Raw genomic sequence first — 14,614 nt, 5'->3', positions numbered from 1 at the left:
TGTAAGATACTTCTATAATAACATAGTACTAAATAGTACTCAATATTTTATTTTAAAATTTGACAAAAAAATAAAGCCATCACTGGCTCTAAGGGCAATTTATTATTAGTTAGGTGTCAAACTCCCGCTTGCAGGAATTTCACCGAACGTCGGAAGATTACCGACGTCCGTCTCCAAAAAAGTGGTCATAGCGTACGTCATCCATTCCCTGTTTTTCCGCTATTATAACATATCTACATACCGATGTAGCAGGATTTGGAAATCGATAGAGATTCATAGATTTTAGTAGGTTGAAAGGCCTGTATACGTATCATAAAGATAGATTACAGAATCATTGACGAGTTGCAGATAAGGAATTTGCACTGTGTCTATGCGTCTAAATATGATATAATAATAAAAATAAAGTTTGCTAGATTATAATGGAGGTTCAACCATGAAGAAAGTTATCACATATGGTACGTTTGATTTGCTTCACACTGGCCATATCAATATATTGCGCCGTGCAAAGGAACTAGGCGATTATTTGATTGTTGCAATTTCCTCCGATGAATTTAATGCCGGTAAGGGAAAGAAAGCATATTACAGCTTTGAGCAGCGCAAGGCTATTTTAGAAGCAATCCGTTACGTAGATGAGGTAATTCCCGAAAATACGTGGGAACAGAAGGTCGAGGATGTGAAAAAGCATCAAGTCGATGTTTTTGTCATGGGAGATGACTGGGAAGGTAAATTCGACTTTCTAAAAGAGCAATGTGAGGTTGTTTATCTACCAAGAACAGTTGGAATATCTACTACAAAAATTAAAAAAGATTTAAATAAAACGCAAAATGGCTAGAGAGATTGCGATAACGCTCTATCTATTTGTTTTTCGATGCATTTTTTATATATGCAAATTATTTCCCCAAAAGAAGAAAACAACTTTTGTTGCTTCATTTGGGGAAAATGTTTTGTTTACAATGAAAGCATTGGAAAGACAGATAGATGATCATCCAATTGTCCTGATCACAACACCACAGTGCAAAATAGACTTTCAACATCGATCAAATCGAACATTACTGCGTTTTGATCGATCCCATATCTTGGAATGGTTTCGGTCAATTTATCATTTAGCAACATCGGAGACGATTTTCATTGATAATTATTATGGCTTTTTAGCAGCGACTCCTTTTCATCCTGGCGTACGCTGTATACAGCTTTGGCATGCTACTGGTGCCATCAAACAATTTGGATTACTTGATCCAACAAATCGTCAGCGAACGAGCCGGGCCAATCAACGTTTTCAAGTGGTCTATAATCGCTTCGACCATATTGTGGTTGGTTCGGAAAAAATGGCTGCTGTGTTTGCCGAAAGCTTTGGATTGCCGGAAGATCGTATGTTATATACCGGTGTTCCACGTACGGATTTATTTTTTGATGAAGTGGAAAAAGCGTCCATTACATCCTATCTTCGTCAGGAACTGCCAATGATAAAAGACAAGCAGGTTATCCTGTATGCGCCAACCTTTCGTGATGGTGCATTACATGATACAAAGCTTTCCTTGGATATTGATAAAATGTACCGTGAATTTGGGGATGCCTATATTCTATTATTGCGGTTGCATCCAGCCATTAATGGCACCTATCAAAACAAACATCCGGGATTTGTTGTCAATGTGTCCGGTTATCATTCCGTTAATCATTTATTGCTCATTACGGATTTATTGATTACGGATTATTCTTCCATTCCATTTGAATTTGCATTATTGAATCGACCGACCATCTATTTTGCCCATGATTTGGAACAATATGCGGAAAATCGTGGTTTTTGGGAGGATTATGATGTGCTCGTACCCGGACCAATTGTTACATCTATGAATGAATTAATTCAAGCCATTCATTTACAGCATTTTGATAACCAGGCGCTTGCCAATTTTAGGACAGCGTGGAATCGTTATGCAGATGGACAGGCTAGCGACCGGCTCATTGAAGCCATTTATGAGGTGGAAACAACAGAAAGAGTTGCACAAAGGGTTTGAATAGATCCGGAAATCGATTATTGATTTCCGGTTTTTTTGTTTTTAACTCCATATACTATATGAAACAGCTGTAGATGTTTGGAGGGGTTATCATGAAGAAAGTCATTACGTATGGCACATTTGATATGCTTCATATTGGTCACGTTCACTTACTGCGACGTGCAAAAGCACTCGGTGATTATTTATACGTTGGCATATCCTCTGATGAATTTAATGCCTTAAAGAACAAGCAAGCCTATTATCGTTTGGAGGAACGTCGAACCATTGTCGAGGCCATTCGCTATACAGACGAAGTACTAGTCGAACAGCACTGGGAGCAGAAAAGGCATGATATTCTTCAGCATAACATTGATATCTTTGTGATGGGGGACGATTGGAAAGGGGCATTCGATCATCTGTCCGATATTTGTCAGGTGATCTATTTGCCGCGAACCGTCGGTATCTCCACAACAAAAATCAAACGAGATCTCCATCACGAGCGTTAGCGATGCGGGAATTCCTCATTTCCATTTATTTATTTCTTTCCGGCTGTATATTTCGGCTATTCCGCTTGCTTCCCTTGCAAAGAAAAACGATTTTCCTCACCTGTTTTGGTGACCCTGTTATTCGTGTTGTGCACGAAGTTCATCAGCAAACAAAGGATGCCTTAATCATCATCAAGCTGAAGCCTTGTGATCTACCAACAGATATGTATTCCTATGCAAAGATTATCCAAAGACCTGCGCTACCCTTTCAGTGGCTGCGACTGCTTTTCCATCTGGCCACGGCACGGGCTGTATGGATTGATAATTATGTACCTTTACTTGCCACCTGCCGCTTAAAATCCCAGGTTCCTTGTATTCAATTATGGCATGCAGTTGGTGCCATTAAGCGATTTGGTTGGAAAGACCCCGCCATCCAAAAACGTTCCACAAGGGCATTAGAACGATTCCGAACCGTTTACAGTCGCTTTACCCATGTCGTCGTTGGATCAGATTACATGGCAGCTATTTTTCAACAAGGATTTGGCATTCCACCTGAACGAATCTTTCCTACTGGTATTCCACGGACAGATTTCTTTTTTGATGTAGAGGAACAACGGAATATTCGGAGCGAGATGATGCAATGTCTCCCCCATTTGCAGCAAAAAGTATTGATACTGTATGCACCAACATTCCACCAGCAAGAAATGAGCCTATCTAGCCTCCAGCTTGATTTGGAGCTCATGTATGATAATCTCCACCATACACATATGCTTATCCTTCATTTGCATCCAAGGGTAGCCGATCATTTCCATAATCCTTATCCTGACTTTGTATTGGACTTATCCGGACAATATCCCATTCAGCATTTGATGAGCATAGCAGATCTACTTATTACCGATTATTCCTCTATCGCATTTGAATACGCGTTGCTGGATCGTCCGATGTATTTCTTCGCCTATGATCTGAATAGCTACGAAGACGAAAGAGGATTCTGGCAAACATACGAAGCACTTGTACCCGGTCCCGTTTCTAAGCATACTGCAGAATTGATTACACATATTACATCCCAAACAGAGGACCCATCCAAACGCATAGCCTTCGCCACAGCCTGGAACCAATACTCCGATGGCAACTCCAGCCAACGCGTCGTTCAACTTATCTACCACAACAAATGAAATATCATGCAGAAGGAATTGGCTCCCCTTTAGTAATGAAGCGTGAGTTGGGGTGGTTGGTGTTCGACTTTGGAGGTGGGCCAGGGTTTGGGATTATTAATTGAGGTTGAAATCGGCTGGAGCCGATTCCTTCCCTCTCGATGCATGCGACTTCCAATCAAAGGTATGCGCCTTTTAGCAAAACCTATGCGAGTTCCTGGCCTTGGCATGCGAGTTTAAGCTAAAGGTATGCGAGTTAGGCGCCAAGTCATGCGACTTCTTCCCAAAACCATGCAACTTTCTGGCCCAATCAGATGAACAGAGCTTTTAAAATAAAATGCAGTTGGAATCGGCGAGCCGATTCCCTCATTTCATATTTTCTTTAGCTGGGTCCGCACGAGTTTGGATGGTTGGCGCGCGACTTTACCTGTTTGGCGCTCAACTTTGGGCGGTTGGCGCGCGACTTTGACTGGTTGATGCTCGACTTTGGCTGGTCGGTGCTCGAGTTGGGGTGGTTGGTGCTCGACTTTGGGTAGTTGGTGCACGAGTTTACTCCATCGGTGCTCGGGTTCTAGCTGTCAGGGCGCGACCCTGTACGTGATTGAGGTTTAATCAACTTAAATGAATGCCGAAATCGGCCCATGCCGATGTCTTCCCTATTTCTTTAATAAAAAAAAGCGCCCTGTCTAGGGTGCTATTGTTTATCAACGAGCTTGGCATGGACAACAAGTCTGCCGCGATCAGGGTCCAATGTGTAATCACAGGTGGATAACGTGATGATTTGATCGTCTTCATCCAATTGGACATCTGTTTGGTACATTGATTTTTCTTGAATGTTTTCCAGTAGTGTACCAAATTCATCCTTGGAGGCAAAGTCTGTTTGGATATAATAGAAATCTGTTGTGGTATAGTAAACAGCGAATACTTCTGCATCATAGCTTCCATAAAGTGTGTCGTAATAAACAGTCTGATGTGCATCGAAGAATTCTTTGTCAGCGTATTTCGTTAAAGAATTAAACATCGTATCATCTTTCATTCGATGCCCGTAGATAACTGTATTAGGGTTATTGTTCTCCAAGTCTATACGATAGTCCATGAAGATACTGCCGGCAACAGAGCTTTCATTTTTATAATTACGATTTAAATAGTAATCATTATCTGCCCCTTGCAAAATGGGATAGTTAATTTTCGTATCGTCAATCGTTATCCAGCCGACGATATCCGGATTAATCGTATGCAATTCCAGGAACTGTGGACGGATCTCCCCTGTAGTACCCGTTTCCGTTTCTGCTACGTCCAGTTCCTCGTAAATCTCTTGCACATCCTTTAGCACCTGCCGATTATGGCGGTATTCTAATCCCGCACTGCCTAATTTATAAGCAGAATAGACAAATACGACAATACTGACAATCGTTATTGCTCTCGATAACATTGTTTTGAAACGACTTTTTTGCTGTTTCTTTTCCATAAGCCCACCTCTAGTCATTACTAAATGCCGATAGGAATTGTGTACATGCCCATCTGTTCATCTATCTTCACAAGGACATCAATTCCATATATTTGCCTGATTAATTCGGCGCTCATGACTGCTTTTGGATTACCTTTTGCTAATACCTTACCAGATTTCATAGCGATAATATGATCACTATACCGAATGGCCTGGTTTAAATCATGCAGTACCATCACGATGGTTAGCTGTTCTTCTTCATTTAATTGCTTGACGAGCTCTAATATTTCATATTGATAATACATATCCAAATAGGTAGTTGGTTCATCTAAAAATAAATATGGTGTTCGCTGTGCAAGTGCCATAGCAATCCACACGCGCTGCCGCTCCCCACCGGATAATGCGTCAATCGTTACTTGTCTTTTATCAAGCAAATTTGTTTTTTCCAATGCCCAATGTATCGCTTCTTTATCTGCAGCATCGTCCTTTGAAAATAAGGATTGATGTGGAATACGTCCATAACCAGTCAATCTTTCTACCGTCATATCTGATGGTGCCGTATTATGCTGATGAACGACACCTAGTTTCTGAGCAAGCTGTTTACCGCGATAGGTCGTTAAATCTTTCCCATCCAAAATAACTTGACCAGATTGTGGTTGATAACTATTTGATAATACACCTAAGAGCGTTGACTTTCCACAGCCATTTGGACCAATAATTGTTGTTATTGTTCCTGGCGTTATCGTCTCATCCACTTGATCGACATGATTTATTTTTTGATTATGCGAATATGCTACCTGCTTAATTTCCAGCAATTCGATCACTCTTTCTCAGTAAGATGATAAGGAATGGTCCACCAATTAACGCCATCAAAATGGATGCAGGAATTTCATTTGGAGCCATCATAGTTCTGCCTAATGTATCAGCTAATAATATCAACAATGCACCAAGTAATGCAGAGAATGGCATCAATGCGCGGTGGTCTGTTCCAACGAGCATTCTGCCGATATGCGGAACAAGCAGTCCAACAAAAGCAAATAAACCAGCTACTGCTGTTGCTACGGATGCAAGCATTACCGCAATGGCGGACAGCATGAGACGAGTTCCATTTATATTGATTCCTAAGCTTTTCGCTGTCTTATCCTCCAGTGCCAAGTAATTGCATAGTGGATACATGATAAATGCAAGAATGAGTCCAATGCTTCCATAGATTACCATAATTTGAACGTCTCCCCATGTTTTCATTGCCAAGGTAGACGTTGTAATTCCGGACATGGGGTTGCCCGTAAAGCTAACGACTTGCCCAAGTCCTGTAAACACAGCGTGGATGGCAACACCAACCAAAATCATCCGTAACGGGTCCAGTCCAGACTTCCAAGAAAATGTATAAACGAGGAAAAAGGCCAATGCACCACCAAGAAAAGCGAATAATGGCATGTAAAAAAATAACGTTGGGAAGAGACCAACCATTAACAGAGATACAAATCCTGCACCAGAGGAAACCCCGATAATCCCTGGTTCTGCCAGCGGGTTACGCATGACTGCTTGTAGCAATACACCTGAAACCGATAAGGCAGCCCCACAAAAAACAGCAATAATAATCCGTGGTAGACGTAAATCTTTAATCACCTGTACATCTCCATTTTGACCAGAAAATAGGCCTTGTACGAGTTCTACAAGCGATACACGAATACTCCCCGTTAAGGCGGAAAATATGATTGCTGCTAATAGCAACAAACTTACGACAAGGAAGCTTAAACCTTTTTTATTCATCACCAAACATCCTTTTTCATGGATACCATACGTTAGTTTGCATCTGCCTCGTTATAAAAGATATCATATAAGACATCCAGTGCTTCCCCAACTCTCAGGTTACCAGTTGTACCGAAAAGTGGTTCTTTTAAATCATATACACGATCATTCGTTACTGCTGAAAAATGCTTCCATATATCATTTTCTTTAAATTCCCGGTCAAACATTTTTACCACTTCGTCTGGCATGCCATGGGCTGTTCTTAAAATAATATCTGGGTTTGTCTGTTGCAAATGCTCCGTGTTGGATGCCAAATACTCCACTTTTTCTCCGGAAAACACATTATTACCGCCTGCTTTACTTACTAAATCACCTAAATACGATTGATCTGTTGCGACCAAATAACTGCCTGGCACCCCCATTAAAATTAAGACACTTGGGCTTTCTTTTCCAGCAGTTTTTTCTTTCATTGCTGCTACCTTTGCTTCAAAGTCACCGACAATCTTTGTCGCTTGTTCTTCACGGTCAAACTCTTTTCCAAGTGCTTCAATGCCAGCTAACATATCATCCATGCTTTCCAGATTCATATAAGTTGCATCCACGCCAGCATTTGTGAAAATAGAGTCTAAGTCACTTTTTAGTGTGGTAACAGAAATAACCTTCTTCGGCTGCAAGGATAATAGTAATTCCATATCTGGCCCCATTGGATTACCAACCTCCGGAAGCCCATCATAGCGTTCAGGCAGTTCCTTATAACTCGTTGGAACTCCAATTAAATCTAATTCCAATGCATCCATGATTTCTGTTACCGCAACAGTTGTACTGATAATACGATTGTCCTCTGGATCATTGTTGTCAGCCGCTGCTTCTTTCGCATTCGTTTGACCACCAGTGGAACAGCCTGCCAACAGCAGGATAAACAATACGAATATGAGGAGACATCGTTGTTTAGCCATGTCGTATGCTCCTTTTCACTTGTCATTTTAGAAAACCTGGCTTCCACCAAGTGTTTATCATACGTATCTACTACCAAAAAAAGCATAGGGAGTCCTGCTGTTTTACTACCAGCAAGACTCCAATTTCATTAATTAAATTTACGTTTACGTAATTGAATCGTTAAAGGAATGAGTGAGCCAATCAATAATAATGTATAAAGCAATAGATTGGTTGTATCTCCCGTTTTTGGGTTTGTTCCAGTTGGTTTCACTTGATTGTCATTACCACTATTGTTATTGACATCATCATTACGATCAAAGTTTGGTCCGCTATTGTCATCGCCTGCTGGTGGTGTGACAGGGTCCTTAGGGGTCTGTTTGCCATCATCCAAGCAAGTGATTGTTTCTGGATTAAACTTAAATTGAACATCATAGGATCCATGGTAATCAAAACCAGACATTTTTACATCAATCGTTACTGCACCGTTTAATTTTTGATATAAATCCTCTACCTCAAATTCAACGACACGTGTATCTGCCTTTTTGTTATGTTCTACCATTTTTGGTTCAACCAGCTTACCTTGCTGCTCTACTTTGAAATCTGTAATTGTTGAACTACTTTTCATCGTGATAGCCAGGTGTTGCTTGCCATCTTTAACCGTTAGTTTACCAGGGGAGACAACGTACTGATTCATCAGTGATGACTCCTCTGTTTTATCTTTTAAAACAACATATTCCAAGAAATAGGTGCCATCTTCCAAGTTTTTCGGATCGATATCTTTGCAGGCTTTACCTTCGTCGATATTGCCTTCATCCTCTTTTGGATTCTCTGGCTCTGTACCTGGGTTCGTTGGTTTTTCCGGTTCAGGCTTTTCTTCCGGTTCTTCCTCAACATCTATGTCTTCATCAGTCTCTTGAATGCTGTCCTGATCAAATACAACGCGTACCTCATATTCACCCGTGTAATTCATTTCTTCTACATGTATTTTCATTTTCGTTGAAAGTGTTTTACCTAAATCGGATACTGGGAACGCAACTACTCTTGTGTTAGCCTTTTTATCTACTTTTATTACTTCAGCAGATTGGTAGGCATCTCCCTGTTTCACTTCGAATGATTGAATGCTTTTATTGTCTGTTAATGTTACGAAAACTTTTTTAGCACCTGCATTGACTGCCAGCTTTGCCGGGCTCTTCATATAGTCGCCAGCAGCTGATGGCTTATCTTCACTTGCATGCAATGCTTCAAATGCAATCGTGTAATTGCCATCTGCCAGTTCTCCGTCCGGCTGTTCTGGTTTTTCAGGTGCTTCCGGTTCTTCTGCCAGCGGAAGCTGCTCGGTATTAAATTGGAAACGTACGATATGTTCTTTTAAACCCAACGGACCAGACAATACTGCTACTTTTCCTGGTACGATACCATCCAGGTTTTTCACTTCAAAAGAAACGACTCTTGTATTAGCTTCCTTATCTTCTTTTACTACTTCTGTTTCATAAAACTTTCCATCACTTTTCATAATTTGGAAAGATGTAATCAAACTACTACTTGAAAGTGTGAGCTGTACTGTTGCTTTACCATCTTTCATGGTTAACGAAGCTGGGTTTCCAACAAAATTTTTCATAGAAGAATCAACGTCTTCGCTATCTTTCCAAATATCCATTGGCAGTTCATACGTACCATCTGCGTAAATATGTTCTGGTTCGCCAGCCGGAATTTCTAATGTTGGTTCTTCCGGTTCTTCCACACCAGGATTTTCTGGTTCCTCTGGTTCTGGTTCAGGCTCAGCAGGTGTCTCAACAACTGGTAATTCTGAAGCATCAAACTGAAAGCGAACATCATGTGTCGTTTCATACACACCAGGAACAGAAACATGGACCTGTCCGCTTATGATGGCAGCTAAGTCGCTCATTTCAAAGGAAACAGTCCGATCTTTCCCCGTATCTTCAATAACGTCGGCCTCCACCATCTTGCCATTCTGTTCAACCTTTAAAGATTTAATCATAGTAGCATTTGTCAGTCCGAGATGGATGGTATATACATCTTCTTTTATGATGACTTTAGCGCCGGAAACAGAACCTTCCATCATGGATGGTTCATCTTTTTCTCCATGTAGCACGCTAACAGGAATATCATACGTGCCATCCTTATAAACAGGCTTGCTATCTGCAGCTGCAAATGTTATCGACGGTGCGATAGTAGATAGCATGAGCAGGAAAATAGAAACAACGGATAATAGCTTTTTCATGTATTTCTCCTCTTCTCTTATCTAATTATTTAAAGGCTTTTTTACGAAAAATAATTAATCCAGACCCGATTAACATCGCTGCAAATAGTAAAATGGGGGTATGATCTCCTGTCGGCGGGTTGGCCTCTTGCTTCACGTTATCACCTGCTGCACTTTCTCCAGATGTTGACTGGTTTTCTGGTGCAGTAGCTGCTGCTTCATTACTTTTTAAAGGAACATTGGAAGCATCGAACTTAAATATAACCTTGTAATTATTGTCATAATTCATTTCTGGTACAACAACATGAACGCTCCCGCCAAGTGTTTGGCTTAAATCCTGTACCGGAAATTGAACCTTCCTTGTATTATTCGATTCACTTAACACCGTAACCGCTCCAGAATTCACTTGGAAGCCTTTCCAGTAGTTACTATTCGTTAAAGTAACTTGAATAAGTCCTTGACCGTTTTTTACGATAAACTTCGCTGGTGAAACCATAAAGTCATTTGTCATTGACTTTTCACTGCCATTTTCTTTAAGTACCGTAAATGGCACATTATATTCTCCGTCCTGATACTTTGTTGCTGCTTCAACCTTGTCCAATGATCCAACCGGTATGATAGCAAGCGCAACCAATAAAAACGGTATGATGAAAGCAGAAATCTTTCTCATAACTTGAATCCCTCGCTTTGATTATTTATTTTTGTTGGCTACTTTCCGCCAAATGAATAACAAGACAATGATTGCAACTAAGGCAATCCCCGCAGGAATCAGCCAAGAAGTCCCTTTTTCCTGTTCAGTCGTATCTTTCTGTTCAGCTGCTTGATCACTTGTTGCTGCCTGATCAGCCGTTTCTTCTGTATTATCTGTCCGAGCAGTTGCAGCTTCTTCCTCAGAAGCGGATTGCTCGTCAGCTTGTTCATCTGTGGCCGTTTGAATATCTACTTCCTCAGATATTAGCTTGCTACTTTCCAAATCAAGATCCATCCGTGCGGTGTGACGATGATCATATACTGGATCCATCGATTCCACAAGGATATGCATTTTTAGCGTAATTGGCTCCGCTATATCACTTTCTGCCTTAAATTGAACGAGCCGGGTGCTATTCTCTTCATCTTCACTTAATACTTCTACGTTCTTGAAGTCCGTATCAGATGGCGTTTGCAGCTCTTTCACCCATTGACTGTTGTTAAGGGTAAATTGTATGTATGTTTCTCCATCTTTTATCAACAACGTAGCTGGTTTTTCAAAATAGTCATTGGAGATGGAAACAGAATCACTATCTGCATGTAAAATTTGATAATCTACCTCATAGGTTCCATCTGCCATTTCTGCATGTCCTTTAGTCGCTGGAAAAAGAACGGCAAAAAAACATAAAATAAACAAAAGTGCCATATGACTCATACCGATTTTCTTCTTCAACAGAATCCCTCACTATTTACGTTCGAAACATGTTCACATGCTTCGAAAGCCATTTTTATCTTGATAGACGTTTGTAACCGCGCCGGTACAGCACCTCCAATTGAGTGATAATCATTATCAATAGGTCATTCTCAATGGAAGCCTATTTAACACTGTACTTCCACTATATATGATTGGAATGCCATAAAGTGCTGTCATTATGACTAATTTGTGAACTATTTTCAACATACTATTTACTAATTAGAATTATTTTTAATTGATCCGTCTTTATAATCATTATTAATTAGGTTTCATTTGGTTTATTACCCCTTAAACACTTGATTGCATGCCGTTTTCCGCAAACAAAAAAGACCCTAAGACGGATCTTTTGTCATGTTGTAAAACAGCTAATTGATAAAGCTCATTGCATGCCTGCTCTGCTGATTCCATTCCATTTTGGATACTTTTTTCGCTTTAATCATAGCCATGCTCATCTGTTCACGAAATATCAAGATAGCTAAATACTTGAATCGCGTTATACTCAGCTTCCATCTGTTTCCGATTCATCTGAGGAACGCTTCTTGGACTGAGTGGATTTTTTACGTTTCATGCCACGGCCTATGAAATGAATGACAGGCCGCTTGCCACCCAGTACCAATCCAGCCATTTCTGCAAATAAATGAATCAAAAACAACACAATAATCGTAATAATAAGTGACAGTGATAAACTTGCCTCCGAAAATAAGATAGCCATTAAACCGAATAAGGCACTGAAAATATAGATAATCAGGACCGTTTTCCGGTGACTATAGCCGAATGATAATAATTGATAATGAATATGCTTGCTATCTGGTTTCATAATGCTTTCCTTATTTAAAATCCGTCGAACAATCGCAAATAGCGTATCAAAAATAGGCACCGCAAGCACGATGACCGGGATAATAAAACTAAATAAGGCTACATTTTTAAACAGGCCTACAATGGATACGACAGCAATCATATAGCCCAGAAAGTTAGAACCCGTATCACCCATGTAAATTTTTGCTGGATAAAAATTATGATATAAAAATCCTAAGTTCGCGCCAATGATGACGACACAAAGCATGGCTGCAAATACTTGTGAATCGATAATAGCCATCACAAGCATGCTCGATAAGGCGATGGTCGAAACACCAGTTGCCAGCCCATCCAAACCATCAATCAGATTAATGGCATTGGTAATTCCTACAACCCAAAGAACCGTAATTAATACGCTGGCAAAGCCTAAATCAATCATACCTATAAAGGGTAATGTAATCCGTTCGATAATGAGTCCATCTGAAATAAGAAAAGAAGCGGCAATTAATTGTCCAGTTAATTTCACTATCGGCCGAATATCGAAACGATCATCAAGGATACCAGTAATAATTATGACAAATGCACCGAGCACAATTTCCGGTAAATGTTCGTGATGCGGATGTAAGTATAGGCCGCCAAGCAAAGCACCCAAGAAGATACTAACTCCACCTATCCGGGGTGTTACCTTCGTATGTATTTTTCGATAGTTAGGAAAATCAACTGCACCAATTTTGATGGCGAGTTTTTTTACTGGAAAGGTTAATATAAAAGATGAAACAAGTGCAATACAACCAGCAATAATTAAATCCATATAATTAAACATTAGCTTCTCCTGTTGAACAATAATAAGATGATGATGACCTACGTATGTAAAAGGCTTCTTCCAATATAATTCGTTCGTCTAATTATAACGAATCAAAGGGGATTCGTGCAAATTTGGTAGAATGATGTAGACTTGAAACGGGATAAGCAATTCTACTACACTCTTTCAAGGGATAAGGGGGTGTGGTAAAGTGAAACTTCAATCAGTGGGGGTTTTCGCACTTTCCCCACTGATTGTTAGTTGAACCAATCAGGCCTTTACTGGCTGTTGATCCCCGCTTACCATTCTTGTTTTCAACAAAAACGCTTGAGGTGGAGATTTTACAGCCAGTTAATCTGTGATAAAATAACATGCAATTCAACATATTAAAAGGGGGGGGGAAATGAATTGCCGGCATATTTATTTGTTGCAGCGGCAGCTCTAGCTGTACTGCCTATTTCATTTATTTATAAAATTAGTATCGAAAAAATCAAAGATAATCCCAAAAAAATTGGTGAAATTCAAAACAAGTTCTTTATCTGGGTTGGTTTAGCAGAAGCGTTACCTATAATTCTTGTCGTGCTGGGCTATGCCAATATGGCGCAGGCCGAAACATTGGAGGAATTATTCTTACCTGGCATCATCGTTTTATTACTGATTGGATATGCAGTATTTTTTATTTTTCTGCAGCGTTCCATTGGTGTACCAAAAGATGCTAAAGAAGCCATTCATACCTTTTCTATGGTTGCCCTTATGTTATCCACTTCTATCCCGTTTATCGCCATTATTTCTTTATTTTTAATGATGCCATAGAACGTGGAAGCCATTCAAAAAGGCACCACCAAATTCCGTTTTGGGAATTTTGGTGGTGCCTTCGTCATGGTCTACCAAAATACGGGTTGCCTTGGTAAAGACCTTGTATCGTTTGATTTGGGTTCGTTATTTTTTCAACGCGATTGCTTGATCCAGAACGACGTCGCCTTTCATCATACCGTAGGCAATTTGATCGATGATATCTGTTTGGATCCCTTTTGGCTCCACGAGTGCTCTGATTTTTTTCTCTAGAAAGCGAACTTGTGGGCCAATTAAAACAACATCCGTACCTTCTAGATTATTTTTTAATTGTGATTCTGCCACCGCATCAATAGATGCTTCCAGGCCGCGCTCTTCTGCTGATTTTCTCATTTTATTGACAAGCATGGATGTAGACATCCCTGCAGAACATACTAGAATAATCTTCATCTTATTTCCCCTCCAATTGCTGTATTTTTTCGTACATGTCAATCATCTCATTGGCTAAATCTTTCACCGCCATGGATGTCATCAAATGATCCTGTGCATGTACAAGTATAACGGTTATATCATGCTTCTCACCGCTCGCTTCTGCTTGGAGCAGCTGCGTTTGCTGATGATGTGCTTCTGTAAATTCTTTATCTGCTTCCTCTATCTTATCACGCGCTGCAGTAAAATTGTATTCCTTCGCAAAGGCAATCGCTTCCATCGCTGCAGAGCGCGCATTCCCCGCATGAAGAATAATTTGAAAGGATAGCATTTGCATTTCTTCTGTTGTATTCGTCATCGTTGATCCCC

The 14,614-nt window shown here is 40.3% G+C and carries 15 protein-coding genes; 5 read left to right on the top strand and 10 right to left on the bottom strand.

Going from position 1 to position 14,614, the window contains the following annotated elements; all coding sequences use genetic code 11:
* Positions 1-433 precede the first annotated feature (433 nt).
* From tagD (DX933_RS14810) to DX933_RS14795, 4 genes are all read left to right on the top strand, one after another.
* Complete coding sequence (tagD, locus tag DX933_RS14810) at positions 434-832, top strand: glycerol-3-phosphate cytidylyltransferase (protein WP_123317201.1); 399 nt, start codon at positions 434-436, stop codon at positions 830-832.
* A gap of 121 nt (positions 833-953) precedes the next feature.
* Positions 954-2,012 (top strand): CDP-glycerol glycerophosphotransferase family protein, encoded by a 1,059-nt coding sequence (locus DX933_RS14805; protein WP_223805990.1) that lies wholly within the window; start codon positions 954-956, stop codon positions 2,010-2,012.
* 92 nt (positions 2,013-2,104) lie between these two features.
* Positions 2,105-2,497, top strand: coding sequence for a glycerol-3-phosphate cytidylyltransferase (gene tagD / locus DX933_RS14800; protein WP_123317199.1), 393 nt, complete (start codon positions 2,105-2,107; stop codon positions 2,495-2,497).
* Between the two features lie 2 nt (positions 2,498-2,499).
* A complete protein-coding gene (locus DX933_RS14795) occupies positions 2,500-3,651 on the top strand; it encodes a CDP-glycerol glycerophosphotransferase family protein (RefSeq protein WP_123317198.1) in 1,152 nt (383 codons plus the stop codon).
* 673 nt (positions 3,652-4,324) lie between these two features.
* Here the strand turns inward: DX933_RS14795 and srtB are convergent.
* From srtB to DX933_RS14755, 8 genes are all read right to left on the bottom strand, one after another.
* Positions 4,325-5,098, bottom strand: coding sequence for a class B sortase (gene srtB / locus DX933_RS14790; protein ID WP_123317197.1), 774 nt, complete (start codon positions 5,096-5,098; stop codon positions 4,325-4,327).
* Positions 5,099-5,118: 20 nt separating this feature from the next.
* Positions 5,119-5,889 (bottom strand): ABC transporter ATP-binding protein, encoded by a 771-nt coding sequence (locus DX933_RS14785; RefSeq protein ID WP_123317224.1) that lies wholly within the window; start codon positions 5,887-5,889, stop codon positions 5,119-5,121.
* Complete coding sequence (locus DX933_RS14780; protein ID WP_123317196.1) at positions 5,879-6,850, bottom strand: FecCD family ABC transporter permease; 972 nt, start codon at positions 6,848-6,850, stop codon at positions 5,879-5,881. The genes DX933_RS14785 and DX933_RS14780 overlap by 11 nt, the downstream gene beginning before the upstream one ends.
* Positions 6,851-6,882: 32 nt before the next feature.
* Positions 6,883-7,785: a heme ABC transporter substrate-binding protein IsdE gene (isdE, locus tag DX933_RS14775; protein WP_123317195.1), complete on the bottom strand. Its 903-nt coding sequence runs from the start codon at positions 7,783-7,785 to the stop codon at positions 6,883-6,885.
* 128 nt (positions 7,786-7,913) lie between these two features.
* Positions 7,914-10,007 carry an NEAT domain-containing protein gene (locus DX933_RS14770; RefSeq protein WP_123317194.1) on the bottom strand — a complete coding sequence of 698 codons (2,094 nt, stop codon included), beginning with the start codon at positions 10,005-10,007 and terminating at the stop codon, positions 7,914-7,916.
* Between the two features lie 25 nt (positions 10,008-10,032).
* Entirely contained in the window at positions 10,033-10,656 is a 624-nt protein-coding gene (locus DX933_RS14765; RefSeq protein WP_123317193.1) for an NEAT domain-containing protein, read from the bottom strand.
* Between the two features lie 21 nt (positions 10,657-10,677).
* Entirely contained in the window at positions 10,678-11,406 is a 729-nt protein-coding gene (locus tag DX933_RS14760) for an NEAT domain-containing protein (protein WP_123317192.1), read from the bottom strand.
* Positions 11,407-11,926: 520 nt separating this feature from the next.
* Positions 11,927-13,045, bottom strand: coding sequence for a glycosyltransferase family 4 protein (locus DX933_RS14755; protein WP_123317191.1), 1,119 nt, complete (start codon positions 13,043-13,045; stop codon positions 11,927-11,929).
* 387 nt (positions 13,046-13,432) lie between these two features.
* On the opposite strand from DX933_RS14755, the gene DX933_RS14750 reads away from it, so the two are divergent.
* Positions 13,433-13,837, top strand: coding sequence for a hypothetical protein (locus DX933_RS14750; protein WP_123317190.1), 405 nt, complete (start codon positions 13,433-13,435; stop codon positions 13,835-13,837).
* Positions 13,838-13,963: 126 nt separating this feature from the next.
* Here DX933_RS14750 and DX933_RS14745 read toward each other — a convergent pair whose 3' ends face one another.
* Together DX933_RS14745 and DX933_RS14740 are read right to left on the bottom strand one after the other, a co-directional pair.
* Complete coding sequence (locus tag DX933_RS14745; protein WP_123317189.1) at positions 13,964-14,266, bottom strand: PTS sugar transporter subunit IIB; 303 nt, start codon at positions 14,264-14,266, stop codon at positions 13,964-13,966.
* Between the two features lies 1 nt (position 14,267).
* On the bottom strand, positions 14,268-14,603 hold the full coding sequence (locus DX933_RS14740) for a PTS lactose/cellobiose transporter subunit IIA (RefSeq protein ID WP_123317188.1): 336 nt from the start codon (positions 14,601-14,603) through the stop codon (positions 14,268-14,270).
* Positions 14,604-14,614: the final 11 nt, after the last annotated feature.

Origin of the sequence: Ornithinibacillus gellani, assembly GCF_003730295.1 — a bacterium.
GTDB lineage: Bacteria > Bacillota > Bacilli > Bacillales > Amphibacillaceae > Ornithinibacillus_A > Ornithinibacillus_A gellani.
This window is presented reverse-complemented; position numbering and strand designations above follow the sequence as displayed.